At 64.1% G+C, this 26623-nt stretch carries 24 protein-coding genes and 3 pseudogenes; 11 read left to right on the top strand and 16 right to left on the bottom strand.

The window, feature by feature from the left end; genetic code table 11:
- Nucleotides 1-134: 134 nt before the first annotated feature.
- Nucleotides 135-1223, bottom strand: coding sequence for an Mrp/NBP35 family ATP-binding protein (locus AC2TZ7_RS09385; RefSeq protein WP_489866699.1), 1089 nt, complete (start codon nucleotides 1221-1223; stop codon nucleotides 135-137).
- Nucleotides 1224-1562: 339 nt separating this feature from the next.
- Here AC2TZ7_RS09385 and AC2TZ7_RS09380 point away from each other — a divergent pair, with 339 nt between their 5' ends.
- Nucleotides 1563-1766, top strand: coding sequence for a DUF1127 domain-containing protein (locus AC2TZ7_RS09380; protein WP_078519474.1), 204 nt, complete (start codon nucleotides 1563-1565; stop codon nucleotides 1764-1766).
- A 683-nt stretch (nucleotides 1767-2449) separates the two neighbouring features.
- Nucleotides 2450-3232, top strand: a complete 783-nt coding sequence (locus AC2TZ7_RS09375; protein WP_489866698.1) for a 23S rRNA (adenine(2030)-N(6))-methyltransferase RlmJ — start codon at nucleotides 2450-2452, stop codon at nucleotides 3230-3232.
- Here AC2TZ7_RS09375 and mntR read toward each other — a convergent pair.
- Complete coding sequence (gene mntR / locus AC2TZ7_RS09370) at nucleotides 3215-3640, bottom strand: manganese-binding transcriptional regulator MntR (RefSeq protein ID WP_098410516.1); 426 nt, start codon at nucleotides 3638-3640, stop codon at nucleotides 3215-3217. The genes AC2TZ7_RS09375 and mntR overlap by 18 nt on opposite strands.
- Before the next feature lie 203 nt (nucleotides 3641-3843).
- On the opposite strand from mntR, the gene AC2TZ7_RS09365 reads away from it, so the two are divergent.
- The 4 genes from AC2TZ7_RS09365 (at nucleotide 3844) to AC2TZ7_RS09350 (ending at nucleotide 8122) form a co-directional block, all read left to right on the top strand.
- Entirely contained in the window at nucleotides 3844-5145 is a 1302-nt protein-coding gene (locus AC2TZ7_RS09365; protein WP_489866697.1) for an Nramp family divalent metal transporter, read from the top strand.
- Between the two features lie 102 nt (nucleotides 5146-5247).
- Entirely contained in the window at nucleotides 5248-6843 is a 1596-nt protein-coding gene (locus AC2TZ7_RS09360) for a peptide chain release factor 3 (RefSeq protein WP_078539575.1), read from the top strand.
- Nucleotides 6840-7307, top strand: a complete 468-nt coding sequence (locus AC2TZ7_RS09355) for a DUF6869 domain-containing protein (RefSeq protein ID WP_078539576.1) — start codon at nucleotides 6840-6842, stop codon at nucleotides 7305-7307. Before AC2TZ7_RS09360 ends, AC2TZ7_RS09355 begins: the two co-directional genes overlap by 4 nt.
- A gap of 98 nt (nucleotides 7308-7405) precedes the next feature.
- Nucleotides 7406-8122 (top strand): C40 family peptidase, encoded by a 717-nt coding sequence (locus AC2TZ7_RS09350; RefSeq protein WP_489866696.1) that lies wholly within the window; start codon nucleotides 7406-7408, stop codon nucleotides 8120-8122.
- Nucleotides 8123-8209: 87 nt separating this feature from the next.
- Here the strand turns inward: AC2TZ7_RS09350 and AC2TZ7_RS09345 are convergent, their stop codons facing one another.
- Nucleotides 8210-8539 (bottom strand): HesB/IscA family protein, encoded by a 330-nt coding sequence (locus AC2TZ7_RS09345; RefSeq protein ID WP_078519481.1) that lies wholly within the window; start codon nucleotides 8537-8539, stop codon nucleotides 8210-8212.
- A 93-nt stretch (nucleotides 8540-8632) separates the two neighbouring features.
- Between AC2TZ7_RS09345 and AC2TZ7_RS09340 the strand changes: the two genes are divergently transcribed.
- Both AC2TZ7_RS09340 and AC2TZ7_RS09335 read left to right on the top strand, forming a co-directional pair.
- On the top strand, nucleotides 8633-9844 hold the full coding sequence (locus AC2TZ7_RS09340; protein WP_098410508.1) for a deoxyguanosinetriphosphate triphosphohydrolase: 1212 nt from the start codon (nucleotides 8633-8635) through the stop codon (nucleotides 9842-9844).
- 60 nt (nucleotides 9845-9904) lie between these two features.
- A complete protein-coding gene (locus tag AC2TZ7_RS09335) occupies nucleotides 9905-10327 on the top strand; it encodes an OsmC family protein (protein WP_489866695.1) in 423 nt (140 codons plus the stop codon).
- A 69-nt stretch (nucleotides 10328-10396) separates the two neighbouring features.
- On the opposite strand, the gene AC2TZ7_RS09330 is transcribed toward AC2TZ7_RS09335, so the two are convergent.
- Nucleotides 10397-11086 carry a glutathione S-transferase N-terminal domain-containing protein gene (locus AC2TZ7_RS09330; protein ID WP_489866694.1) on the bottom strand — a complete coding sequence of 230 codons (690 nt, stop codon included), beginning with the start codon at nucleotides 11084-11086 and terminating at the stop codon, nucleotides 10397-10399.
- Between the two features lie 34 nt (nucleotides 11087-11120).
- Nucleotides 11121-12038, bottom strand: coding sequence for an alpha/beta fold hydrolase (locus AC2TZ7_RS09325; protein WP_489866693.1), 918 nt, complete (start codon nucleotides 12036-12038; stop codon nucleotides 11121-11123).
- A gap of 208 nt (nucleotides 12039-12246) precedes the next feature.
- Between AC2TZ7_RS09325 and AC2TZ7_RS09320 the strand changes: the two genes are divergently transcribed.
- From AC2TZ7_RS09320 to AC2TZ7_RS09310, 3 genes are all read left to right on the top strand, one after another.
- Nucleotides 12247-13422 carry an aminotransferase class I/II-fold pyridoxal phosphate-dependent enzyme gene (locus AC2TZ7_RS09320; protein WP_078546520.1) on the top strand — a complete coding sequence of 392 codons (1176 nt, stop codon included), beginning with the start codon at nucleotides 12247-12249 and terminating at the stop codon, nucleotides 13420-13422.
- A gap of 97 nt (nucleotides 13423-13519) precedes the next feature.
- A complete protein-coding gene (gene folE2 / locus AC2TZ7_RS09315; RefSeq protein ID WP_489866692.1) occupies nucleotides 13520-14614 on the top strand; it encodes a GTP cyclohydrolase FolE2 in 1095 nt (364 codons plus the stop codon).
- Between the two features lie 191 nt (nucleotides 14615-14805).
- Nucleotides 14806-17256: an ATP-dependent helicase gene (locus AC2TZ7_RS09310; protein ID WP_489866691.1), complete on the top strand. Its 2451-nt coding sequence runs from the start codon at nucleotides 14806-14808 to the stop codon at nucleotides 17254-17256.
- A 663-nt stretch (nucleotides 17257-17919) separates the two neighbouring features.
- On the opposite strand, the pseudogene AC2TZ7_RS09305 reads toward AC2TZ7_RS09310, so the two are convergent.
- The 11 genes and pseudogenes from AC2TZ7_RS09305 to AC2TZ7_RS09255 all read right to left on the bottom strand — a co-directional run.
- Nucleotides 17920-18921, bottom strand: a pseudogene (locus AC2TZ7_RS09305) (recombinase family protein); the annotation flags it as partial.
- A 497-nt stretch (nucleotides 18922-19418) separates the two neighbouring features.
- Complete coding sequence (locus AC2TZ7_RS09300) at nucleotides 19419-19733, bottom strand: ribosomal subunit interface protein (protein WP_078601416.1); 315 nt, start codon at nucleotides 19731-19733, stop codon at nucleotides 19419-19421.
- A gap of 357 nt (nucleotides 19734-20090) precedes the next feature.
- A complete protein-coding gene (locus tag AC2TZ7_RS09295) occupies nucleotides 20091-20708 on the bottom strand; it encodes an ABC-type transport auxiliary lipoprotein family protein (protein ID WP_489864691.1) in 618 nt (205 codons plus the stop codon).
- Nucleotides 20705-21607, bottom strand: coding sequence for an MlaD family protein (locus tag AC2TZ7_RS09290; RefSeq protein ID WP_489864690.1), 903 nt, complete (start codon nucleotides 21605-21607; stop codon nucleotides 20705-20707). Before AC2TZ7_RS09290 ends, AC2TZ7_RS09295 begins: the two co-directional genes overlap by 4 nt.
- A pseudogene (locus AC2TZ7_RS09285) lies at nucleotides 21607-21912 on the bottom strand (ATP-binding cassette domain-containing protein); the annotation flags it as partial. The pseudogene AC2TZ7_RS09285 and the gene AC2TZ7_RS09290, both read right to left, overlap by 1 nt.
- A 37-nt stretch (nucleotides 21913-21949) precedes the next feature.
- Nucleotides 21950-22552 (bottom strand): plasmid pRiA4b ORF-3 family protein, encoded by a 603-nt coding sequence (locus AC2TZ7_RS09280; RefSeq protein ID WP_098410084.1) that lies wholly within the window; start codon nucleotides 22550-22552, stop codon nucleotides 21950-21952.
- Nucleotides 22549-24174, bottom strand: coding sequence for an IS66 family transposase (gene tnpC, locus AC2TZ7_RS09275; protein WP_489864353.1), 1626 nt, complete (start codon nucleotides 24172-24174; stop codon nucleotides 22549-22551). The genes AC2TZ7_RS09280 and tnpC overlap by 4 nt, the downstream gene beginning before the upstream one ends.
- A gap of 60 nt (nucleotides 24175-24234) precedes the next feature.
- A complete protein-coding gene (gene tnpB, locus AC2TZ7_RS09270) occupies nucleotides 24235-24585 on the bottom strand; it encodes an IS66 family insertion sequence element accessory protein TnpB (RefSeq protein WP_009803441.1) in 351 nt (116 codons plus the stop codon).
- Nucleotides 24582-25007, bottom strand: coding sequence for an IS66-like element accessory protein TnpA (gene tnpA, locus AC2TZ7_RS09265; protein ID WP_489864689.1), 426 nt, complete (start codon nucleotides 25005-25007; stop codon nucleotides 24582-24584). The genes tnpB and tnpA overlap by 4 nt, the downstream gene beginning before the upstream one ends.
- 58 nt (nucleotides 25008-25065) lie before the next feature.
- Nucleotides 25066-25542, bottom strand: a pseudogene (locus tag AC2TZ7_RS09260) (ABC transporter ATP-binding protein); the annotation flags it as partial.
- On the bottom strand, nucleotides 25542-26618 hold the full coding sequence (locus AC2TZ7_RS09255) for an MlaE family ABC transporter permease (protein WP_489864687.1): 1077 nt from the start codon (nucleotides 26616-26618) through the stop codon (nucleotides 25542-25544). The pseudogene AC2TZ7_RS09260 and the gene AC2TZ7_RS09255, both read right to left, overlap by 1 nt.
- Nucleotides 26619-26623: the final 5 nt, after the last annotated feature.

Below are 26623 nucleotides of genomic sequence, written 5' to 3'. Positions count from 1 at the left end.
TCCGCTCACCTACCTTCTACGCTCCCGTGAAGTTCCATGAAAGGTGCCATGATTTCCCATAACACCCCTGTGACCAGAAAAAAGGCGCCCGATCCGGGCGCCTTTCTTAGCGTGAGCTTGGTCTAGAGCTGAGATCAGAGCAGATCGCGATCGACCAGCCCCTGCGCAAGAGCGGCATAGCCCTCGGCCGCCGGCCCCTCGCCCGCCGCGACCGGGGTGCCCGCATCGCCGGCGAGCCGCACATCCAGATCGACGGGCAGCGCACCAAGGAAGGGCAGCCCCAGCGCCTTCGCCTCCGCGGCGACCCCACCATGGCCAAAGAGATGCGCCTCGTGGCCGCAATTGGGGCACACATAAGAAGACATGTTCTCGACCAGCCCGTGGATCGGGGTCTTCAGCCGCTGGAACATGTCGATCGCCTTCTTCGCATCGAGCAGCGCGACATCCTGCGGGGTCGAGACGATGATCGCCCCGTCCAGCTCGGTTTTCTGGCACAGCGTGAGCTGCACATCCCCCGTCCCCGGCGGCAGATCGATCAGCAGTACGTCGAGCGGGCCGTATTCATCCCATTTCACCTGGAAAAGCATCTGCTGCATCGCGCCCATCAGCATCGGGCCACGCCAGATCACCGCCTCGCTCTCTTTGAGCATGAGACCGACCGACATCAGCGTGACGCCATGCGCCTGCAGCGGCAGGATCGTCTGGCCGTCCGGCGAGGCGGGGCGCTTGCTCGTGCCCATCATGCGCGGCAGCGAGGGGCCATAGATATCGGCATCGAGCAGACCGACCTTCTTTCCCGCGCGCGTCAGCGCCACGGCGAGGTTCGACGCGACGGTGGATTTGCCCACGCCGCCCTTGCCCGACCCCACGGCGATGATCTTTTTCACGCCCGGCACCTTTTGCGGACCCTGCTGGGGCTTGGGATGGCCGCCGATCGCGGGGCCGCGCTGTTGCGATTGCTGCGCGGAGCCGCCAAGACCGCGCGGCGGCCCCGATGGCACGACCACCGTCACACTCGTCACCTCGGGGAGCGCCTTGATCGCCGCTTCCAGCGCGGGGCGCATCGCCTCCAGTTCGGGCTGCGGCGCGCCTTCGAGCACGAAGCGCACCACACCGTCTTGCACCGCGAGCGCGCGCACGAGATCGCGGCTGATAGCGGTCCCGCCGCCCGGCACTTCCACCGATTGCAACGTCGCAAGAACCGTTTCCTTGCTCAGAGCCATGCAGATTCCTCCATTCCCGGGTCCGTCCTTGGCCCGACTGCTCGTGATTTGGCCGGAACTGTGGCGTTTTTGCCGCGCAGTTCAAGTCGAGAACTGCCCAAATGGTCAGGAATCCCCCAAACGCCCCAAGGCAAGCGCACATATCTTGCGTCTGCATCGCAAAAATGGGTCAGAATCATTCATGCATTTTCTGCATGGCGGCAATGAGGCCTCCCGGCATTGTGCAGTCGCAGCATTAGCGCCATCTTTAGCCCAACGACGGAACGCAAAGTAACGAATTCGGGTCGACAAGCTGGAACCGGCAGCGGCCCTCGCAAGTAGAGAGATGAGGCTGAAACGATGGCACTCGTACAAGACATCCAACTGAACGAAGGCGGCTTCGCCGCGCTGAAATCGAAACTGACCGAAGCCCTGGCCCGCCGCAAGGTGTACCGCCAGACGCTCAACGAACTGCGCTCGCTCAACAGCCGCGAGCTGAACGACCTCGGGCTGCACAGCTCGATGATCACCCGCGTGGCCTACGAGGCCGCATACGGCAAGTAATTCTCTTCCCGAGCCCCTCTCCTCCTCCCTGGGGCTCAGGACTGCGGCGGCGCTCTCTCTCCTCCTCCCTGAGAGCGCCGCCACACCAAACATACCGGCCCCAAGCGGCGCGACGCCGCGATGCCGGATCCGAGCTGCCCGGATCTCTCCTCCTCCTCCCTGAGAGAGCCGCGCCGAGCAGGCGGCGACCTCTCTCCTCCTCCCTGAGGTCGCCGCCTATCATCGGCAAAGCTGCGACAGGCTGTCGCATGCTGCAGTGCAGCACTTGATATCCGGGCCGACAGGCCCAAACTGTTACGAAAGGCCCTCTCCTCCTCCCTGGGCCGATCGTTTCGGCGGCACTCTCCTTCCTCCTCCCTGAGGGTGCCGCCACAAAATACCGAGGGTCCTCTCCTCCTCCCTGGACCCGAGGGTGTGACGCCGCTTCCTCCTCCTCCCTGAAGCGGTGTCGACAGTGCCGAAGGGTCTCTCTCCTCCTCCCTGAGACCTGACGGCAGAAAAGAGACGGCGGCGCCCCTCCTCCTCCCTGGGCGCCGCCGTTTTCTTTTACTCTCCGACAGGCTGACCCGATGGAGGGGCGCTGCCCCGCGCGCTTTGCGCGCCCCCGGGATATTTCTCTCGAGAAGAAGAGCATTGCCCTCGCGCGCGCCGACCGGCAGGAAGGGCGCAAGGAGACCGAACCGATGCTGTCTTACCAACACGCCTATCACGCCGGAAATCTGGCCGATGTGCACAAGCACGCGCTGCTTGCCTCTGCGCTCGATTACCTGACGCGCAAGGACAAGCCGCTGAGCTATCTCGAAACCCATGCCGGGCGCGGGCTTTATGCGCTTGACGGGGCCGAAGCGGCGAAGACCGGCGAAGCGGCGGCCGGGATCGCGCGGGTGGAAGGCTTGGGCTGGTTCGCCGCCGATCACCCCTATATGCGCGCGCTGACCGCCGTGCGGGCGCAGCACGGCGCGCAGGCCTATCCGGGTTCACCCCTGGTGGCACAGGCGCTGTTGCGTCCGATGGACACGATCCAGCTTTGCGAACTGCACCCGCAGGAGTTTTCCGCCCTGCGCAGCGCCACGCGGCGCAGCGGCGCGGTGCTGCATAAGGCCGACGGGCGCGAAATGGCGCTGGCGCTGACACCTCCGACGCCACGTCGCGGGATGATGCTGATCGATCCGAGCTTCGAGGAGAAGGCCGATTACGCAGCGATGCCGAAACTGATCGGCCATATCGCGAAGAAATGGAACGTCGGCATCATCGCGCTCTGGTATCCGATGCTCGCTTCAGGCGCGCAGGAGGCGATGGTGCGCACGCTGCGCCGCGATTTCCCCGACGCGCTGAGCCATGAGGTACGTTTCCCGCCCGCGCGCGAAGGACACGGCATGATCGGGTCGGGGATGTTCATCGTGAACCCGCCTTGGGGTCTTGCCGGCGAGGCCGAGCGGTTGTCGGAGCTATTTGCCAGCCTTTGACGCGAGGAAAGCCTCGAACGCCTCCAGCGTACGGGACGAGACATGGTGCTCGATCCCTTCGGCGTCGATCTCCGCGACCTCTTCCGGCACGCCCACAGCGCGCAACAGGGCCACAACGGTCCGGTGGCGCTCGCGCACCTGGGCGGCCAGCGCCTCCCCCGTCTCCGTCAGAAACACCCCGCGATAGGGCCGCGAAACGGCCAGTCCCTCGCGTTTGAGCCGCGCCACGGCTTTCGTCGCCGTCGGATGGGCCACTCCGAGTCGCGCGGCGATCTCGGTGATCCGCGCCTCGCCGAATTCCGCCGTCAGATCGGCGATCATCTCGACATAGTCTTCCAGGAGCGCGCGCGCCGCACGCTCTCGGGCCCGGTTGAACCCCTTGATCTGGGAGGGATCGGTGTCAGTCATTCGCCTGCCTTGACGGTCGTGGTCTCGGTACCAGTCGGGGGCCTGTCGGGCGCCATTTCCGGAGCGGACCGGATAACCTGTCACGCCCGATATGCCAAGCAAAGCTTCGCGCGGCGCCTGTTGTCCTGTCAACGAAAATTAGCCACTTGCGAATCTTGTAGCCGAGGCTACATTTCGCAGCAGCAGCATCGACGAGGACCCCCATGACTGAACTGACCCGCAAGGAAAACATGACGAGCCGCACCCGCACGGCGATGGAGGCCGTGCTGTCGGGCAACCGGCGCGGCGGGTATCTGTTGTTCTTCGGGCCAGCCGTCATCGCCTCGGTCGCCTATATGGACCCGGGCAACTACGCGACGAATATTCAGGCGGGCGCGGGCTATGGCTATGCGCTGTTGTGGGTCGTGCTGGGGGCGAACCTGATCGCGATGCTGTTTCAGGCGATCTCGGCGCGCGTGGGCATCGTCACCGGCAAGAACCTCGCGGAACTCTCGCGCGAGAATTTCTCGAAACCCGTGACGATCGCGATGTGGATCGTCTCGGAGATTGCCGCGATGGCGACCGATCTGGCGGAGTTTCTGGGCGGCGCGCTGGGGCTTTCGCTCCTGTTCGGCTGGCCGCTGATCTGGGGGATGGGCGTCACCGCCGTCGTCACCTATGCGATCTTGATGTTCGAGCGCGGCGGCTTCCGCCCGATGGAGATCGTGATCGGCGCGCTCGTGGCGCTGATCGGGGCGTGTTACCTCGCGGAGATGTTCGTGGCGCCGGTCGACTGGTCCGGAGCCGTGGCGGGGATGTTCGCGCCCTCGATGCCCGATGCGACGGCGCTGACGATCTCTGTGGGCATCATCGGCGCGACCGTGATGCCGCATGCGATCTTCCTCCATTCCGGCCTGACGCAGAACCGCGCCCTGACGCGTGACCCGGTGCAGAAGGCGCGGCTGGTGAAGTTCTCCAATCGCGAGGTGATCATCGCGCTCGCGATTGCAGGCATGGTCAATATGGCGATGGTGATCATGGCGGCCTCGGCCTTCCATGCGGGCCATTCCGAAGTCGCCGAGATCGAGACCGCCTATCACACGCTGACGCCGCTCCTGGGCGGGTTTGCAGCAGCTGCCTTCCTGACCTCGCTGATCGCCTCGGGGGTTTCCTCGTCGGTCGTCGGCACGATGGCGGGCCAGATGATCATGCAGGGTTTCATCCGCCGTCGAATCCCGGTCTGGCTGCGCCGGGTCATCACGATGGCGCCCGCCTTCGTCGTCGTCTGGCTGGGGGTGAACACGACCGACGCGCTGGTGATGAGCCAGGTGGTGCTGTCGATCGCCCTGCCCGTCCCGATGATCGCGCTGCTGATCTTCGCGCGGCGCGGTGACATCATGGGCAAATTCGCCCTGCGCGGGCCGATTCTGTGGCTCGCGGTGCTGGGCGCGCTCATGGTGCTGGGGCTGAATTTCGTGCTGCTCTGGCAATCGGCGGGGCTGCCGGTACCGGGTCTGGTGAGCTAAACCAGACGGAGCGAGGGGGCGGAGCCCCCATTTGCATGGCCCACCCCGGAGCCCCCATCGCCGCGATTGCAAGGCGCGCGCGGGCAGGCTAAACGAGCGCGCATGATGAACCGTCCCGCGCTCCCGCCCGAAATCGCCCGTCGCCGCACCTTCGCGATCATCTCGCACCCGGATGCGGGCAAGACCACCTTGACCGAGAAGTTCCTGCTTTTCGGTGGCGCCATTCAGATGGCGGGACAGGTGCGTGCCAAGGGCGAGGCGCGGCGGACGCGTTCGGACTTCATGAAGATGGAGCAGGATCGCGGGATTTCGGTCTCGGCCTCGGCCATGTCCTTCGAGTATCGCGACTTCCGCTACAACCTCGTAGATACGCCCGGCCACTCGGATTTCTCGGAAGATACCTACCGGACGCTGACGGCAGTCGACGCGGCGATCATGGTGATCGACGGCGCGAAGGGCGTGGAAAGCCAGACCCGCAAGCTCTTCGAGGTTTGTCGTTTGCGCGACCTGCCGATCCTGACCTTCTGTAACAAGATGGACCGCGAGAGCCGGGATACGTTCGAGATCATCGACGAGATCCAGGAAAACCTCGCGATCGACGTGGCCCCGGCAAGCTGGCCGATCGGGATGGGCCGGGATTTCCTCGGCTGCTACGACATGCTGCACGACCGGCTGGAGCTGATGGACCGCGCCGACCGCAACAAGGTGGCGGAATCGATCAAGATCAGCGGGTTGGACGATCCGAAACTGGCCGAACATGTGCCCGCCGATCAGCTCGAAAAGCTGAAAGAAGAGGTCGAGATGGCGCGCGAGCTGCTGCCCGCTTTCGACCGGCAGAGCTTCCTCGAGGGTCACCTGACGCCGATCTGGTTCGGCTCGGCGATCAACAGCTTCGGTGTGAAGGAGCTGATGGACGGGATCGGCGAATTCGGGCCCGAGCCGGAGGTTTTCAAATCCGCCGGGCGCGACGTGGCCCCCGAGGAGAAGAAGGTCGCGGGCTTCGTCTTCAAGGTGCAGGCCAACATGGACCCCAAGCACCGCGACCGGGTGGCCTTCGTGCGGCTCGTCTCGGGCCATTTCACGCGCGGGCAGAAGCTACTGCATGTGCGCTCGAAGAAGCAGATGGCGGTGTCGAACCCGGTTCTGTTCCTCGCCGCCGACCGCGAACTGGCCGAAGAGGCCTGGGGCGGCGACATCATCGGTATTCCGAACCACGGCCAACTGCGCATCGGTGACGCGCTGACCGAAGGCGAGGCGCTGCGCTTCACCGGCATTCCGAGCTTCGCGCCGGAACTGCTGCAATCGGTGCGTGCGACCGATCCGATGAAGGGCAAGCACCTCGAGAAGGCGCTGATGCAGTTCGCCGAAGAGGGCGCGGCCAAGGTGTTCAAGCCCGCGATCGGCTCGGGCTTCATCGTGGGCGTCGTCGGCGCGCTGCAATTCGAGGTGCTGGCGAGCCGGATCGAGCAGGAATACGGCATCCCCGTGCGGTTCGAGGCCTCGCAATTCACCTCCGCCCGCTGGGTGCTCGGCGACAAGGCGGCGGTCGAGAAGCTGGTCAACGCCAACAAGCAGCACATCTCCTACGATCATGACGGCGACGTGGTGTTCCTCACGCGCCTGCAATGGGACATCGACCGGGTCGAACGCGACTATGAGGGCGTGACGCTGTCGGCGACCAAGGAAATGATGCAATGACGACCCCGCTGCCCCCCGAACTTGTCTCGATCCTGTGCAATGAGGCCAGTGCCCCGGAAGACGTGCGCACGGTCGAGGCGCTGGTCGATCTGTGGCTCGCCGACAATGCCGAGGAGCCCGAGGGCGAGGAGTTCCCGTGGTCGGTTCTGTGCGTCTTCGAGCTGCGCGAATATCCCGAGGTGCTCTGGACCTTCATCCGCAAGGCGCTGACGGGGGCGACGACGATCTGGCAGGTGGTGATGCTCGCCGCCGGGCCTCTGGAGGATCTGGTGGCGGAACATGGTGCGGAGTTCATCGACCGGATCGAGCGCGAGGCGCGCCATTCCGCGCGCTTCCGCTTTGCGCTGACGGGCGTCTGGCCGCAGGGCGAGGAAGACCCCACGCTTTGGGCTCGGATCGAGAAGGCGCGCGCGGCGGCGATGGATACCGGGCTCGATATGGGTGGGCCGCTGCCGCCGAAATGAGCGCAGGCGCATCGCGCGCCAATTAACGAAAATCACATCTCTGCGCCTGAGCTGTGCAGCAGTGCGCGCCGGACCTACCTCTGAGCAAGGAGGAGATCATGGCACAGCTGTCTCGGGTATCTGGCAAGAGAATGGCGCGGTTTTTGCAAAAGCAGACCCGTTTCTACCAGCCCTTCGGCGTGATCCCGACCCGCGCGCTGCGCGCCACGCTGCGTCCGGGCGATGTGCTTCTGGTCGAGGGCGACCGGCGGATCTCGGCGGCGATCAAATATCTCACCCATTCGACATGGTCCCATGCCGCCTTCTATTCGGGCGGTCCGCCCGGCGGCGAACTGATCGAGGCCGATCTGGAGGCGGGCGTGCGGATCGCTGGGCTTGCGGCCTATGCGCATCTCAACACCCGCATCTGCCGCCCTGTGGGGCTTGGGCACGATCGGTTGGAGGAGGTGATCGACTACATGCAGAGCGCGGTCGGGCGGCAATACGACCTGAAAAACGTTGTCGACCTCGCGCGGTATTTACTGCCGCGCCCGCCCGTGCCGCATCGGTTTCGGCGGCGGATGCTGGCTCTGGGATCGGGCGATCCGACGCGGGCGATCTGTTCGACCGTGATCGCGGAGGCGTTTCACGCGGTCCACTATCCGATCCTGCCCGATATCGAGATGGGCAGCGCCGACAGTCAGGGCGAGATCCTGCATATCCGGCACTCGTCCCTGTTCACGCCGCGCGATTTCGATCTCTCGCCCTATTTCGACGTGATCAAGCCGACGCTGGAAGACGGGTTCGATTTTCGCAAATTGCCACTGGCGGAGTGACGCCGGAAGTGGGGTGCCTCCGGCGGGGATATTTATATCAAGAAGAAGCGAGGATGCGCCATTTGGCCGGGCGCATCGTCTGCGTCGTTACATCGCAAAGGAGACGCCGCAGCCGCAGGAACTGGATGCGTTCGGGTTCTCGATCACGAAGCGCGCGCCGATCAGTTCTTCGGTGAAGTCGATCGTGGCGTTCTCGAGGAAGGGCAGCGAGACCGGGTCGATCAAGACCTTCTGGCCCGCGCCTTCAAGCACGATGTCGTCGCCCGCAGGCGTCTCTTCGAGCTTGATATCATACTGAAAACCAGAACAGCCGCCGCCCTCGACGGCCACGCGCAGCGCCTGCGGCGCCTCGCGACCTTCATTGATTTCCGCCAGACGCGCAAAGGCGCGCTCGGTCACTTTCGGAGGGAGTTGCATCGGATTGGCCTTCCTGACCCCACGGGGCCTGTATTTCCGTCACATCCGAGATATAGGAGGGCCGAAGCGTGCCGACAAGACGAGGTTTTACCAGTGCTCAAGCCCTATGCCTGCCAGCCCGGCGAGAGCCGCGGGCGGCTTCACCCCGAAAGCATGTCCACTTTCCGCTCCCCGTTCCAGCGCGATCGGGACCGGATCATCCATTCCTCGGCCTTCCGACGGCTCAAGCACAAGACGCAGGTCTTCGTCGAACATGAGGGCGATTATTACCGCACGCGCCTGACCCATACGATCGAAGTGGCGCAGGTCGCGCGCACCATCGCGGGCACGCTGGGGCTGAACACCGATCTGGCCGAGGCGGTGGCGCTGGCCCATGATCTGGGCCATCCGCCCTTCGGGCATACCGGCGAGGACGCGCTGGCCGAGCTGATGGCGCCTTACGGGGGCTTCGATCACAATGCGCAGGCTTTGCGGATCGTGACCAAGCTGGAGAAGCATTACGCGGGTTTCGACGGGCTGAACCTGACCTGGGAGACGCTGGAAGGCATCGCCAAGCACAATGGGCCCGCGATTTCCGACAAGGGCGGCTCGCACAGCTTCCCGAGCCGGGAAGAGCTGCCCTATGCGCTGGCCGAGGTCGATGCGGCCTGGGATCTGGAACTGGAGACCAATGCCTCTGCCGAGGCGCAGGTGGCGGCCGTGGCCGATGACGTGGCCTATAACCACCACGATCTGCATGACGGCCTGCGCGCGGGGCTCTTCGACGAGGACGATCTGTGCGAATTGCCGGTGATCGGGGCCTGTTTCGCCGAGGTCGACAAGCTGCATCCCGGTCTCGACCGCACGCGGCGCCAGCACGAGGCGCTGCGCCGGGTCTTCGGTGTGATGGTGGAGGACGTGATCGCGGTGGCCGAGAACCGTCTGACCTCGCTCGGGCCGCAATCGGTCGATGATATCCGCCAGATGGACGGGCCGATCATCCGCTTCTCGAAGCCGCTTTATCAAAGCCTCAAGGTGCTCAAGCAGTTCCTGTTCGAGCGCATGTATCGTGCGCCCTCCGTGGTGGTGGAGCGCAAGCGTGTGACCGAAATGATCAACGCGCTCTTCCCGCTGTTCATGGAACGCCCGGAGCTTCTGCCCGAGGAATGGCAGGAGGAAGTCTCCCGCGCGCGCATCCTTGGCGGCGACTGCACGCGGCCCGAATCGAAGCAGGCGCTGGCGCGGGTCGTGCTCGATTACGTGGCCGGAATGACCGACCGCTTCGCCATCCAGGAATATGATAGGCTGGTGGGGCGCGGGCGCTGAGGCGGAACAACTGGCCCTCCGTCTCGTTGTGCTCGCGAAGGCAACGCATAGGAGGGATTCATGATCCGCAAGCACGCATCGGCCCATTGGGAAGGCACCATCAAGGGCGGCAAAGGCACGATTTCGACCGAGAGCGGCGCGCTTGACGCGCAACCCTACGGTTTCAACACCCGGTTCGAGGACGCGCCCGGATCGAACCCGGAAGAGCTGATCGGCGCGGCCCACGCGTCCTGTTTCTCGATGGCGCTGTCGCTGCAGCTCGAAGAAGCGGGCATCTCGGACGTGACGATCGACACCAAGGCGGAAATCTCGCTCGACAAGGAAAGCGACGGCTTCGCGGTGAAGAAATCGGCGCTGACCGCCACCGTGAAGGGCACCGGTGACCAAGATGCCATCCGCAAGGCCGCCGAGGGCGCCAAGGAAGGCTGCCCGATCTCGAAGCTTCTGAACTGCGAGATCACGCTGGACCTGACGATCAACTGATCCGGTCCCGATCGACCAAAGCAAAAGGGCGCCCGGTGAGGCGCCCTTTTCATGTCTGGGGTCTGGCGATCAGCGCTTGAAGAGGTTCTTCTGCGCTTCGCGGCTCGAATTGTCGCTGCGCTCCTCGGCAGACAGCGCCCGTCCCGCTTTGACGGCGGGGCGTTCGCCGACTTCGTCGAGCCAGCGCTTCAGGTTCGGCTTGTCGTCGAGTGTCTGCTCCTGACCTTCCCAAAGCGAAGCCCAGCCCCAGGACGCCATATCTGCGATCGAGTAGAAATCGCCCGCGAGGTAGCGGGTCTCGGCCAGACGGCGGTCCATCACACCATAGAGCCGCCCCGTTTCGGCGCGGTAGCGATCCTTCGCATAGGGCAGGTCCTGCGGCAGCTCGAGCTTGGGTGCGTATTTCAGGAAGTGGTGCGCCTGACCGGCCATCGGGCCGAGCCCGCCGACCTGCCAGAACAGCCATTCGTCGACCGCGATCCGGTCGCGCTCGGTTTTGCCGTAGAACTGGCCGGTCTTGCGCGCGAGATATTGCAGGATCGCGCCGCTCTCGAAGATCGAGACGGGTTCGCCATCCGGGCCGTCGCGGTCGATGATCGCGGGCATCCGGTTGTTGGGCGATATTTTCAGGAACTCGGGCGCGAATTGCTCGCCCTTGCCGATATTCACCAGGTGGGTCTCGTAGGGCAGGCCCATCTCTTCGAGCGCGATGGAAATTTTCCAGCCGTTCGGCGTGGGCCAAAAGTAGAGGTCGATCATGGGGTCTCCGTCAGGTTAGGCGGCGGGTTCCGTTCTACTTTGCTGCTCGCTGGAACGAGGGCAATGCGAAACCCGATGTGCGCGGACGCGCAAACAGGCGCGACCAGCGGGGGTCTTGCGCCTTGGGGAGTGCTTCCGCGAGGAAGGGAAGCGGCAGCCGGTCGGGCTGGCGCAGCACTTGGCGATAGAGGTCGAACAGCCCCTCGCGCATGTAGCAGGCGAAATGGCAGACGCGTTTCGCGGGCGGGGCGACGGGATATCCGAGATCTTCGAGAACCCCGATCACCTCGGGCGCGTCGATCTGCAGATCGAGCCAGTTGCGCATGGGCTGCGACAGGCCATTTCCCAAAGACCGCTCGCGCCCGCCCGCGACGCCCCACTCGAACAGGAAATCGAACAGGTCATTGTCGCGGCTGGTGACGTTGAGCACCTCGCAGCTGCGGCCCGCCGGGCTCGCCATCGCCTCTTCGGCGCGGCTCTGGAATTCGGCGGCGGCCAGAAGCACCATCCGCGCGACTTGACCGGCATGGGCATGGCGTAGGGCGCGCAGCGCGACCCGCGCGCCCATCGAATGGCCGATGATCCCCACCGGACGCCCGGTCGCGGCATGAAGCGCGCCGATCAACCGTGCAAGGCGCTGGGCGGCGATCTCAGCCATGTCGTAGATCCGGGTGAGACGTCCCGCGGATTGCCAGCTGAATGCGATGCCCAGCCCTTCGCCCGGATTGCTGCCGTCGAAGCCGAGCGCGCGCGGCCAGCTGATCGCGGTGTGCAGATTGAAGCTCGGCTCCATCGCGAAGATATGCTGATAGGGATCGCGCCCCTCGACGCCCGCCGCATAGCCATAGCTGTGGATCATCACCACGACCGGAGCGCCGTCGGGCAGGGCGCGGGCCTGAGCGATGACATCGGCGGGCAGCTCGGAGCTGGCATGGACTTTGAGAAGCGGCATTGAGGCCTCGGAGGAGGGGCGCAGGCGCGGGTTGATGTTTTAATCCGAACGCGGCTTTTCGTCGGAAAGTTCCCACGTCCTCACGTGAGCAGCGCCGGTGGCACGCTTTCGTTTCGTGCGAATGGGACATCACCGCTATGCGTTGACCCTACGCCGCCTGCGCGCTATCGCAGCCCAAAGCCGCGACAGACCGCCGCAGGAGGCCCCGATGACCGAGCGCAAGACCCGCACCAAACTCGTCCATGACGGCATTCGCCGCAGCCAATATGGCGAGCTGGCCGAGGCGATGTTCCTGACGCAGGGCTTTGCCTATCCCTCGGCCGAAGCCGCCGAGGCACGGTTCCTCAACGCCTCCGATGACGAGTTCATCTATGCGCGCTACGGCAACCCCACCACGCGCATGTTCGAAGACCGGATGGCCTCGATCGAAGGGACCGAAGACGCTTTCGCCTGCGCCTCCGGCATGGCCGCGATCAACGGCGCGTTGACCTGCCTCGTGAAGGCGGGCGATCACATCGTGGCCGCGCGCCAGATGTTCGGCTCCTGCCTGCATGTGCTGAAAGTGCTGCAGGGCTTCGGCGTGGATGTGACGCTGGTCGACGGCACCGATCTCGACGCGTGGCGCGCCGCGATGCGCCCCGAGACGAAGGTTTGCTTCTTCGAGAGCGTCTCGAATCCCGGCCTCGAAGTGATGGATGTCGCGGGCATCGTGAAAATCGCCCATGAGGGCGGCGCGACGGTGGTGGTCGACAACGTCTTCGCCTCGCCGATTTTCTCGCGCGCGGTGGAACTTGGCGCAGATGTGATCGTCTATTCCGCGACCAAGCATATCGATGGCGGCGGGCGCGTGCTTGGCGGTGTCGTGCTCGGCTCGAAGGAATATATCCGCGGCCCGCTGGAGACCTATGTGAAGCACACCGGCGGCGCGATGAGCCCGTTCCACGCCTGGGTTCTGCTGAGCGGGTTGCAGACGCTCGACCTGCGGGTGCGCGCACAGGCGGCGAATGCGGCTGCCGTGGCCAGCGCCGTTGCGGGCCATGAGAAACTCGCCCGTACCGTCTATCCCGGGCTGATGGATCATCCCCAGCATGCATTGGCGATGGAGCAGATGGGCTCGGGCGGCACGATGCTGGCGCTCGATCTGAAAGGCGGCAAGGAGGCGGCGTTCCGCTTCCTCAACGCGCTGCAGATCGTGTCGATCTCGAACAACCTCGGCGATGCGAAATCCATCGCGACCCATCCGGCGACGACGACCCACAAGAATCTGTCGGAAGAGGAGCGGGAGGCGATCGCGATTACCCCCGGTCTGATCCGCATCTCGATGGGGATCGAGGACGGGGGCGACCTGATCGCCGACATCAAGGGGGCGCTCGACGCGGCCTGAACGGGGTGAACCGATTGCCGCGAACCGGCGTATTGTCTTGGACATCGCCCTCAAAAACCCCATATCTGGCGGGACCGGGCGCACCGGAGGACAGGATATGAACGTGCAAGGCAGGATCGAGACCCCCGACAATGAAGACGCCCGCGCCGCGCTCGACGTGCTGCGCGCATGGGCGGCAAAGGCCGACCCGGTCGAGGTCGCACAGCTCGATCCGGCGATCGCGCGGCTGCTGCCGGGCCACGAGGTCTCGAACTATCCCGATCTGAGCCGCGACTATGACGCGGATTTCGAGGCGGACGAGACCTACAAGGCGACGATGCCCGACCTGCAGAACGGCCCGTCCTCGCTGATCGTGGGCGCCCATACCCGGATCGAACATGTCGGTATCTCGAATTTCCGCCTGCCGGTGCGGTTTCATACCCGCGACAACGGCGATCTGACGCTGGAGGCCTCGGTCACCGGGACGGTCAGCCTCGAAGCGGAGAAGAAGGGCATCAACATGTCCCGCGTGATGCGCAGCTTCTACGTCCACGCCGAGAAGACCTTCTCCTTCGAGGTGATGGAAGCCGCGCTCGACGATTACATGGATGATCTCGAGAGCTTCGACGCCCGTCTGATGATGCGGGTCTCTTTCCCGGTGAAGCGGCCCTCGCTGCGCTCCGGGCTGGAAGGCTGGCAATATTACGATATCGCGCTGGAACTGATCGAGACGGCCGGGGTGCGCACCAAGGTAATCCATCTCGATTACGTCTATTCCTCGACCTGCCCGTGCTCGCTGGAACTGTCGGAGCACGCCCGCGCCAGCCGTGGCCAGCTGGCCACGCCCCATTCGCAGCGCTCCGTCGCGCGGATCTCGGCCGTGGTCGAGCCCGGCGAGGTGCTGTGGTTCGAGGATATGATCGATCTCGCCCGCGCCGCCGTGCCCACCGAGACTCAGGTCATGGTCAAGCGCGAGGACGAACAGGCCTTCGCCGAATTGAACGCCGCCAACCCGATCTTCGTCGAGGATGCCGTGCGCGCCTTCGCCGAACGCCTTCTCGCGGATGCCCGTATCGGCGATTTCCGCATCGTGGCCAGCCATCAGGAAAGCCTGCACAGCCATGACGCCGTGGCCCTGCTGACCGAGGGCGAGACATTCGCATCGGCCAGCGTCGATCCGAAGCTGTTCGCCACGCTGATCCATCAGGGCTGAGAGCGGCTGACGGGCGCTGTCGCGGCGCGCGTTGACGCGCGTCGCAGGGGGTGAGGGGGCGCTGCCCCCGCCCTCCGGGCCCCCCGGGATATTTTCACAAGAGCGAAGAGAGGCGCGGAAGCTCACGTCAGGCGAACATATGCTGAACATGCCCCTTTCCCTCTGAGGGCCGAACCGCTAGATTGCCTCCCATGAATTGGGCTGATGACGACGATCCGTATGAAGGGGCTGCGAGCCTGTCGCAACGTGCCATGGCGGGCGCCATGCAAGCGCGGAGCGCGCCGTATCTCGAGAAACTGAATCCCCAGCAGCGCCAGGCCGTCGAGACGCTCGACGGGCCGGTCTTGATGCTGGCAGGCGCGGGCACGGGCAAGACCTCGGCGCTGACCGCGCGGATCGCGCACCTGATCCACACCGGCCGCGCGCGCCCGAACGAGGTGCTGGCGGTGACCTTCACCAACAAGGCTGCGCGCGAGATGAAAGAGCGTGTGGGTCGCCATCTGGGCGGTGCGATCGAGGGGATGCCGTGGCTCGGCACCTTCCACTCGGTCTGCGTGAAGCTGTTGCGCCGTCATGCCGAGCTGGTGGGGCTGAAGTCGAATTTCACCATTCTCGACACGGACGACCAGATCCGGCTGCTCAAACAGCTGATCGTGGCCGCGAATATGGACGAGAAGCGTTGGCCCGCGCGGCAATTGGCGGGGCTGATCGACGGCTGGAAGAACAAGGCGCTGACGCCCGAGAAGGTCTCGGGGCGCGAGACGGCCGCTTTCGACAACCGTGGTTCCGAACTGTACGCCGCCTATCAGGCGCGGCTGAAGACGCTCAACGCGGTCGATTTCGGCGATCTGCTGCTGCACATGGTCACGATCTTCCAGACACACGGGGATGTGCTTGCGCAATATCAGCGCTGGTTCAAATACATCCTCGTCGACGAGTATCAGGATACCAACGTCGCGCAATATCTGTGGCTGCGGCTTCTGGCGCAGGGCCACAAGAATATCTGCTGCGTGGGCGATGACGACCAGTCGATCTATGGCTGGCGCGGTGCCGAAGTGGGCAACATCCTGAAATTCGAGAAGGATTTCCCCGGCGCCGCGGTGATCCGGCTGGAGCAGAATTACCGCTCGACGGCGCATATCCTCTCTGCCGCGTCGGGGCTGATCACGGCCAATGAGGGCCGTCTGGGCAAGGAGCTCTGGACCGAGGCTGAGGGCGGCGAGAAGGTGCGCCTGATCGGCCATTGGGACGGCGAGGAAGAAGCCCGCTGGATCGGCGAGGAGGTCGAGGCGATCCAGCGCGGCACTCGAGGAAACCCGCCGATCAGCCTGAATTCGCAGGCCATTCTCGTGCGCGCCTCGCATCAGATGCGCGCCTTCGAGGACCGGTTCCTGACCATCGGTCTGCCTTATCGCGTCATCGGCGGCCCGCGCTTCTACGAGCGGCTCGAGATCCGCGACGCGATGGCCTATTTCCGCCTCGTGACCTCGCCCGATGACGATCTGGCTTTCGAGCGGATCATCAACACCCCCAAGCGCGGCCTTGGCGACAAGGCGCAGCAGCGCATTCAGGTGGCCGCCCGCGAAAACGGGCTGAGCCTGCTGGACGGCGCGCGGCTCCTGGTGGCCGAAGGCGCGCTCTCGGGCAAGGCGGGCGGGCAGCTGCGGCTGTTCGTGGAGAATGTCGCGCGCTGGCATGAGGAGGTCGTGCAGGCCTCGCCCGCCACCGCCGTGACCCGGGCCGAAGATGACGACCTGCTGATCGAGCCCGCCGAGGATGGTGTGGCGCCCGCGAATGACCTCAGCCATGTGCGTCTGGCCGAACGGATCCTCGAGGAATCCGGCTATGTCGAGATGTGGCAGAACGACAAGACGCCGGAAGCGCCGGGACGGCTCGAGAACCTCAAGGAACTCGTCAAGGCGTTGGAGCAGTTCGACAATCTGCAGGGCTTCCTCGAACACGTCGCGCTGATCATGGACAACGACAAGGCCGAGACCGAGGAGAAGGTCTCGATCATGACGCTGCACGCGGCCAAGGGCTTGGAATTCCCCGTGGTCTTCCTGCCGGGTTGGGAGGATGGGCTGTTTCCCTCGCAGCGCTCGATGGATGAAAGCGGGTTGAAGGGGCTCGAAGAAGAGCGGCGTCTGGCCTATGTCGGCATTACCCGCGCCGAGGAGCTGTGCACGATCTCCTTCGCAGGCAACCGCCGTGTCTACGGCCAATGGCAAAGCCAGATGCCCTCGCGCTTCATCGACGAATTGCCGCCCGCGCATATCGACGTTCTGACGCCCCCGGGCCTCTATGGCGGCGGTATGAACGGGGGCGGCTTCGGCGGGGCCAGCGCGATGGAAGACCGCGTCTCGCGCGCCGATGTCTACAATTCTCCCGGCTGGCGGCGGCTGCAAAACGCGCAAACGCGCGGGACCAGCCAACCGCGCGAGGCGCGCCATATGGTGATCGACGCCAAGGGCGAGAGCGATTACGAGATCGGCGACCGCGTCTTCCATAAGAAGTTCGGCTATGGCGAGGTGATGGGCTCGGAAGGCGACAAGCTCGTCGTGGAGTTCGACAAGGCGGGCGAAAAACGTCTGCTGTCGAGCTTTGTCGTGCCCGCTGCCGATGCCGACGACGTGCCGTTTTAACCCTTCGCCCTTCGCCTTGGCCAAAATATCCCGGGGAATCTCCGGAGGAGATGGGGGCAGCGCCCCGTGCCTGACCGATAGTTGCCGCTTGGCACTGAAAATATCGACGATGCTCGGCGTAACGCCCCCCGCAGAAAGCAAAGCGCCGAGATCAGAAACGATCTCGGCGGCAAGCGCATCGGGTGCATCAGGGTCGGGTCTCAACTCGACCAGCCTTATGAGTTCTCGCAAATGTTCGTTGGCCTGGTGAACGAGCTCTGGGTCGGCGAGCAGTGTCTCGAGTTCCTGCACGGCGCGCGCAAAGAGCGCGGCACTGTCGGTCGGAAGTTGCGGCAGAACTGCGCGGGTCTTTTGATGCTGATCCAGCTCGGCTTCAAGATCGGAGATCTCACGTTCGAGCTCTTCCGCGCGCGTCTTGTAAGCACTGTAGGGCGCGCCTTGCTCGATGGCATCGAAGATCCGCTGGCGGCTCGTACGCGCTTTCTTAAGACGACGCTCGAGCCGCGTTGCGGTATCTGCGCCCTGGGCGCTCGCCAGCGCCTTGTACTCAGCCTTAAGCGCGGCGTCGAAGCTCGCGGCCAGTTCCGGCGTCAGAAAGGTGCCCCGAAGCTTCGCGAAGACACGCGTCTCAATCCGGTCGCGGTGGATGGTCGTCTTGTTTTTGCACGCCCCCTTGCGGGCTTCGCGGCAGCCGAAATGGGTTCGGCCGACTTTCACATAGGTCGCGCCGCAGCAGCCGCAGACCAACAAACCGCTCAACAGGTGCTTGCTGCGCCGGGCCCCGACGGGGTTGCCTTTGCTTCGGGTCTTCGAGGCTTGGATCGCAAGCTGCCCCTCCACTCGCTCCCACAGTTCTTGATCGATGATCCGGAGGGCCGGAATCTCGATCTCCGCGGCCGCGCTCGGGGTTTCGTAGACTTCTTTGCTGCCGGTTTCGGGATGATAGCGGCGTGACGTCTTCGCGACGCTTGCAATGCCGATGTAAAGACGATTGCGCAGCATGCCTTCGAACCGTGCCGGGTTGCCACGGATTGTGCTGATGTCCCAGGTGCCACCGCGCGGCGCCGGAATACCGTCTTGGTTCAGCCGCTTTACGATCGCCTGCGTCGAATGCCCGTCGGCAAACTCACGAAAGATGCGGCGCACGATCTCTGCTTCCTCGGGATCGATCTCGCGGTTTAGCCCTTCGTCACCGTCACGCTTGCGGTAGCCGTATGCGCTCGTGTGAAGCCGTTTCCGGGTGAGCCCCTGCACCATGCCACGGCGCGTGTGTTCGCCGATCATCTGCGCGTAAAGCTGCGCGCCGAGCGCATTGATCAGAACTTTGAAGAAGTCTTGCTGACCCTCGGCAACCGAATAGAGCTCGGCCTGCTGGAACTGGAACAGCTCGTAGTGATTGAGCGCGTCGGCGATCTTGCGTGTCAGACGATCCACGGCTTCGATGACGATCGCATCGACCTGCCGCGCGTTGACAGCAGCACACAGCGCCTGAAGTCCCTCGCGGCGCGTGTTGCGGCCCGATTTCTCATAATCCGTGAAACGATGTGTCACCACCCATCCGTGCTCGGCCGCGAAACGCTCCGCCATCGCGATCTGATCGTCGATCGAAGTCTGCTTCTGGAGACCTGAGCTGTAGCGAGCATAGATCGCGACACGTTTCGTCATTGTGCTTCGTCCTTTCGAGGCGCGGTAGGGCTGTTGGCGGGGATCGTATTCGCGAGATCCCGGACAACAGCGCGCGCCAGCAACCGTGCGATTGCGCTGCAGGCTGGTGGCACTGTCGTCGATTCACCAAGTGTATCGTTGGCGGCGGTGATATGGGCGGATGGCATGAAAAGCTCCTTAGTGTCGGTGTCCTACTAAGGAAGCTGGGTTCATCTGTCAGAGCGCGGAAACGCGATCACGAAGAAACTGAAACTCGCGATGGGAAAAGGTTGGCATGAAGCTCAAGTTCATGGCGAACGAGCCCGCCCTAGCGTTCGCCTCAGGAGCGGACTCGCGCTCAGTTGGGGAAGATCCGGTACACTCGCTGCGGCGAGCCGCGACGTCCGGTTCTGTTCTCACCGTTCCGAAAAAGTCCGCGCTGTAACGCGGTCCAAAAGCGAAGGCAGTGCAAGTTGGGTCTGGCCTAATCGATGGTGACCGAAAAATCCCGTGGCGGGTCAGCGGCGTGCTAGCTTTCCGAATTCGCTATCCAAAAGGGTCCGGAGCTTTTTCGCTGCACCGTGCATGGCAGCTTTGGCATTCGCATCGCTATGGGTGACGGCCAGCGGCTTCATCCCCTCGGGGCGCGCCTCAATGGTGCAACGAATGTCGTCGGCCCCGCCTTTTGCACCATTTACATCGGCCAAGTGCACCTCAAGCCGGGACAGACGATGAGCCAAGTGTCCTAGCGCGGCAGTGACAATCTTCTCGGCGTCATCAACCAAATGTCGATCGCCATGAATGTCGGAACCTGTGTTCATTTGAAACTGCATATCACCTCTCCTTTTTTGCATTTTACCAAAGATTTTCGTCGCGATAATTGACACAGAACAAGCCAATCGCGGCCGCAAGGTCTTCTCGCGAAACTGGAAGCTCAAGTGCTGCGCTGTCGGTCACATTCTCGAGGAGACCGGAGACCAACTCTTCAACTTCACCCGCCTTGACGCTTCGCAATGAAAATCGGCAAGGACCACCAACGCGTTAGAGTGCCTGAACGGAGCCAATTTCACCTGCCGCGAGCTCTCCGCCAAAAAAAATCCTGCGACCTTCTAGACACGATCCACATCGACCCATCATCGAAGACGTGGCTGGCGCGTTGACGCCCAACCTGCTGTATCGAAGATGCCATATCAAACCGAAGCCTGCACCCAACCGACGGCATTGCCGAGCACCGATTGCATGACCGCATCGATACCTGCGATCAGGACGACCGTAGTGTCCGACGCTACAGACCTCGTGGTGTCGAAGCATCGCGTTCCAATAATCTGGCGGTCAGCTTCGCCGATTAGGGTCATCTGCAAGGCGAGATGGACCTGGGCCGAGGTCGGGTCGGGGCCGATCAGTTCGGCTTGGAACGCCTGTATCTCGCACATCAGCGTGAAATCAGGCATAAGCCCTGCCCCCACCCTGCTGACCAGCCGGAACCCGCCTCGATTGAGAAACGAGTTAACGAGAAGCGTCTGCACCATGGCCGGAGTTGGCTCGGACCAACGAGCATCGGGCAGATACTCGGCCTGAAGTGGAGACACCTTGATCAGGACACGGTCGGTGGCGAGCTCGCCACCGACCGTCGGCATCTCGACGACCAAGTGGTGCGAGCCTCCGGGCCGCGTCTGTGTCGGAGCGAGCGGCGAGAGCGTATAGGTGTCAAGCGGTTCGCTCGCCCTCGAGACCGCAGACACGGCGCTGCATCCCGCGAGGCCAGCCATGGCAGAAAGCGATAGAAGGTTGCGACGCGAAAGGGTCATTGGGCTCTCCTGTAGTCCGGTGTCTTGTTGCCGAGAAGAAAACGCCCCGGATCGCTGCCGATCTGGCGAGCGAGAGCGTCAAACCGCGCGATCACCGCACGTGCGTCCGCGATCAGGCCGCTGATCTGCATCGAAAGGCGCGGCAGGTCATTTCGGGTCGCGCCTCGCAGGCCATCCATGGCCCCCGCCGTACTGTCGACAGCTAATTGCAGGCCCGCGACCAGCGCGGGTATGTCACGCTCCAGCAGGTCATCACCGGAAGCAAGGATCGTCTCGACTGCGTCCAGCGCCGTATCGAGTTGGAGGAGCGTTGTCTCGGCTCGGGTGGCGAGCGCATCTACCCGCCCGGTGGCGTTCTGCAGGTTGGCGAGGATTCCCGCGATCGCATCGCGGTTCTCGGGCGTGGCAAAACTCCGAATCTGAGAAATAAGCGCGGTCGCCTCGGCCAGCAGCTCGGGGCCGCTGGTCATCAGGTCCTGCACGACCGATTTCTCCGACCGGATCACCGGGACCTCTGCCGGAGGCTCCACCGCCAAGCGCGCCGCCGTGGCGCTGCCGCCTTCCAGCGCAACGAAGGCGACCCCTGTAACCCCTTGGGAGGCAAGAGTAGCGATGGTGTCGGTGCGCACCGGCGTGTTCGCGAGGATCTCGATGCGCACCCTCACCAGCGCGGGATCGTCGCGATCGAGAGCAATGGTCAAAACCCTTCCGACATCGACGCCATTGTAGCGCACGGTAGCTGTCTGGTTCAGTCCCGTGACGGTGCCGAAGAGGACGTCGTATTGCGCATAGGTCCGGTCGAGATCGACCTTGGCCAGCCACAGCATGAACCCGAGCGCAGAAAGAAATCCAAAGATGGTGAACAGACCGATCAGAATGAAGCGCGCACGAGTTTCCATCAGTCTTCCTCCAACCCTAACGGCACATGGGCGCGCGACCCGTGAAAATAGGAATGGACCCAAGAATCGTCGAAGTCCCGCATCTCAGCGAGAGTGCCAGTCACCAGCACCCGTCGCTGCGCCAGCACCGCGATCCGGTCGCAGGTGGCCTGCAAGGTGTCGAGGTCGTGGGTCACCAGAAACACCGTTAGGCCCAAGGCTTCACTCAACGAATTCAGGAGCCCATCGAAGGCGGAGGCGCCGATCGGATCGAGGCCCGCCGTTGGCTCGTCCAGAAACAGAATCTTCGGATCTAGAGACAGGGCGTAACCATCCGGCGTGGACCGCACATGGGAGCAATTCTCAGGTCGTGCCCTTGGGGGCTTTGGGTTTGCGGGCCCGCGGGGCCCATTTCTTGGCAAGCCGGTTGAAGCGTTCAAGGATGCTGTCGATCCCGGCATCTTCGGCGTCGAAGTCCCCACCGGACCAGTGGAGCATGTCCTCGTGTTGCTCGTGATCGGGATCGGCGAGGGCTTCGAGGAACTCCTCGTAGCCCCAGGCACCGCCGACGTCCTCGGGTGGACAGGCACCGGTCGCCTTGAGAAGCCGTGGGTAGATCATGCCGGGGATGGCCTCGTAGACCCGCTCGATACGGATGCTGTGGTCCCAGTCATCGCCGAAGTCATAGATATACTGGATCGTCCTGGCACCGGTGTCCTCGAGCACCTTTTCCAACGTCGTCTTCTTCGCGTCCATGGGGCCGTCGTAGAACCCGTCCGGGTCGGGCACGCCCCAACCGGCATCACCGGCGCGGAACTCGTAGAGGTGGGTATCTGTCCAGCCCATGGCAGCCTGTATGACCGCATGCAGCCGGTCGAGCCTGATCTTCAGCGGCACCTCGATATGGCGCATCGGCTGCGGGTCGACGTCGTTCAGGATGATCCGGAGGCGGGCGATCAGGGTCATGCGGCTATCCTTTGCTCAGCCCGGGCCCAGTTCCAGGGCAATAGATCCGGCACCCGGGAGGCGGTCGTGCCAGGCAACCGGACGAGGACATCGGCGAGCCAGGCCTGAGGGTCGACATCGTTCATCTTGGCGGTGACGATCAGGGAATACATGAAGGCGGCGCGGTCCCCGCCGCGCTCGGAGCCGGCGAAGAGCCAGGACTTGCGGCCAAGGGCGATGCCGCGCAGCGCCCGCTCCGCGGCATTGTTCGTCAGGCAGATCCTGCCGTCCTCGAGGAACCCGGTAAAGGCTGGCCAGCGCTCCGCCTTGAACATGTAGTCGATCGCCTTGGCGACCGGGTTGTGCTTCGACAGCCGGTCGCGCTCGGCACGCAGCCAGTCATGAAGCTCCTCGACCAGAGGCCGGGACAGCTGGTGCCTGGCCGCCTGCCGTTTTGCAGCCGTCAGCCCGTTGATTCCGCGCTCGATGCCGAAGATCGCGTCGATACGGGCCACGGCCTCCAGCGCGACGGGGGAGATGTCATGGGCCGGCTTGCCCTTCCGGGCGTTCCCCTTGATATCGGCGAGCTCGAAGAACTTGCGCCGGGCGTGGCTCCAGCATAGCGCAGACTCGACCGGCCCCGGGTCACGGTCGGCGCGGTAGAGGTCGTTGTAGCCCCCATAGGCATCGGCTTGCAGGATACCCTGCCATCCGGCGAGATGCCGGTTCGGGTTGGTCATTCCTCGGTCGCGGGAGAACTGGAACAGCGCGGCAGGTGGAGCCCCGCCGCCGAAGGGTCGGTCATCCCTGACATAGGTCCAGAGCCGGGCGGTTTTTGTCCCGCCCTTCGCCAACAGCGGCACTGTCGTATCGTCGCCATGCAAGCGGTCGCCATCCAGAACATGGGCACCGATCAACGCATGGATCGGCTCCAGCGCGGCGGCGCAGGCGCCAACCTGGTCGGCGAGCGTCGACAGGCTGAGATCGACGCCTTCCCGGGCATAGCGTTCGGCCTGGCGATTGAGCGGCTGATGCTGTCCGAACTTCTCAAAGAGGATCGTCGCCAGCAGGTTCGGGCCAGCCCATCCGCGCGGCGTGGCGTGGAAGGGCGCCGGCGGTTGGCTGATCTTCTCGCAGGTCCGGCAGGTGAACTTCTCGCGGACGGTCTGGATCACCTTCCACTGCCGCGGGATCACCTCCAACGTCTCGGTGACGTCTTCCCCCATCTTCACGATGCGATCCGAGCCGCAGCAGGAACAGGCCGTGGGCGCCGCGATCACCACGCGCTCGCGCGGCAGATGCTCCGGGAAAGGCTTGCGCGCCGGGCGGCGACGTTTGAGCCCCGCGACGATCGTGGTCTTCGCCAGCTTCTCGGCGGCAATCTCGTCTTCGGTGGCCGCGGCTTCGAGTTCCTCGAGCTGCAATTCCATCTGGTCGATCAGTCGGGCGCGGCGTTCCGAGCTGTGGCCGTATTGCTCGCGTCGGAGCTTGGCGATCTCGAGCCGGAGATGCTTGATCATCGCCTCGGAGGTCGAGACCACCGCCCGGGTCTGCGCTAGCTCGCTCTCGGCGGCCTCGGCACGGGCCTCGGAGGCCGCGAGCGCGGCGCGCAATCTGGCAATCTCGGAAGCGTTGTTCGACATGGCCAAGACCTACCATGCCGGCATCGGAAAGCCCATGCAAATAGGGTCGATGAGGCCAATTTATCCCGCCTTTGCAGGGCGTTGGGTCCAGCGTGGATTGCGCCAGTCGATCCCCTCCAGAAGATAACCGAGCTGGGCCGCGGAGATCTGCACCGCCTCGCCGCTTCCACTGGTCGGCCAGATGAACTTCCCCGCCTCCAGCCGCTTGGTATAGAGCGACATGCCCACCCCGTCGTGCCAGAGAAGCTTGACCAGGTCGCCCTTGCGCCCGCGAAAGCAGAAGATCTCGCCGGCATGCGGATCGCGCCCCAGACCCTGCTGCACCGTCAACGCCAAGGTGTTCATACCGCGCCGCATGTCAGTCACTCCGCCCGCGATCCAGACGCGCACCCCCGCCGGGAACGCGATCATGACGGATCCAGGGCTTGCACGAGGCGCGCCAGCACCATCGGGTCAATCGTGGCCGCCACAGACAGGCGACGGCCATTCGCGAGGGTAATATCTGCCATCAGGACCTCGGCTGTCTCTGGCGTCGGAACCGGTGCAAACGGTCCGCCTTGATCCTCAGCTCCCTCAGGAGCGGCGATGGCCAACGGTGTGAACTGCGGTCGTGCATCGCCGCTCGTCAGCCTGCCTTCGCGGTATTGGCGACGCCAGCGCACCAGCAGGGTGCGGCCAATATCATGACGTCGGGCTGTCTCGGCGACACGCCCTCTACCGCCAAAGCTTTCTTCAACGATGCGCACCTTCTCTTCATCCGTCCAACGCCGACGGCGCCCGGTATCGGTGACAGAAAGGATCTCAATTTCGGGTCTGTATCTATGGTCGGACATAGCTCCGGACCTACGCCGCCTGCCTCAAGTCCGAAAGACGGTCCTCCCCGGAGCCTTACGACAGGGCACGTGCCAAACCCGCACGCTTTCGCATCCCGCCCGACAACTCGGCCGGATAGAGGTCGCCCGCCTCTGGCGGCAGGCCAACCATCGCGATTCTAAGATCGGCCAATGCCGCGCGGGTGTCGGGGTCGATCGCCAACCGCTCGCGCATCGGCGCCTCGACATTCTCGCGCACGGTAAGCGCCGAGAATAGCGCACCGTCTTGAAACATCACGCCGGTGCGCGTGCTTACCCTCGCCCGGTCGGCCGGGTCCGCTCCAAGCACATCCGTGCCAAGCAAGTTGATCTGACCAGCACTTGGCGTCTGTAGCCCCACAATACTGCGCAGAAGCACCGATTTGCCACTGCCCGAGGCGCCGACGACCCCCAGCACTTCACCCTGCATCACGTCGAGCGACAGGTTCTCGTGGACGACGGTGGTGCCGAACCGGTTGGTCAGCCCGCGGATCGTGATGACGGCCTCGCCTTCCATCACACCCCCGAGAGACCGAAAAAGACTGAAAAGAGCGCATCCACCACGATCACCAGGAAGACCGCGATGACCACGGAACGCGAGGTCCGCATGCCCAGAGACTCTGCATCGCCCTTGACCAGGAAACCCTGCTGGCAGCCGACCAGTGCGATGATCACCGCAAAGACCGGGGCCTTGGATAGGCCCACCATCGCCTGGCTTGCGCCGACATTCGCCAGGAGTTGTGTCCGGAATTGGCTGGGCGAGATACCAAGCTCGAACCAGGCCATGAGCCCACCACCAACCAGTCCGGCGAGATTGGCGACGAAGCCCAGGACCGGCAGCAGGATCACCAGCGCCAGAAGGCGAGGCAGCACCAGCAATTCGATCGGATCAAGGCCCAGCACACGCATGGCGTCGATCTCCTCGCGCATTTTCATCGACCCGATTGCGGCAGTAAAGGCCGAGGCTGAACGCCCCGCGACGATGATCGCGGTCAGAAGGATACCAAGCTCTCGCAGGATCGACACCGCGATGAGGTCCACGACAAAAACCTCCGCCCCGAACTGGCGTAGCTGCGTGGCTCCCTGGAACGCCAGCACGACGCCGATGAGAAACCCCATCAGCGCCACGATCGGCACGGCGTTCAGCCCGACGTCCTGCATGTGATGGACAAGCGCGGTCAGCCGCAGCCGGCGCGGACGCACCAGCGTCATCGCCAGCCGGGCTACGATCAACCCGGTGAAGCCGATGCCTTGCGCGCTCGTTAAAATGAAACCGGCGACCCTCGCGCCGACGTCCGCCAGCACGTCGCCTGGCTGGAGCCGCGCCTCTCGCTGTTCAGACTTGCGCGGGGGCGGCATTGCGGCCTCAACCCTGCGCAACAGAAGGTCCTGCGCGGGGGCTGCTGCCTCGATGCGCATCCCTTGATGACCGAGCAGCAACCAGGCCCCGGCAGTGTCGAGAGCCGTAACCGCCGAGAGATCGACATGGGACACGGTTTCGGCGCCGCAAAGTAGGGCACGCACCTCATCAAGCGTGTCAAGCGTCACCGACCCTGAGAGGGCCAGCACCGAGGACGGCACCGCGTCAGCCATGTGTG

The organism is Thioclava sp. ISO4, from assembly GCF_058105145.1.
Note: the sequence above shows the minus strand (reverse complement) of the source record. Positions and strands in the feature narration are given on the sequence as shown.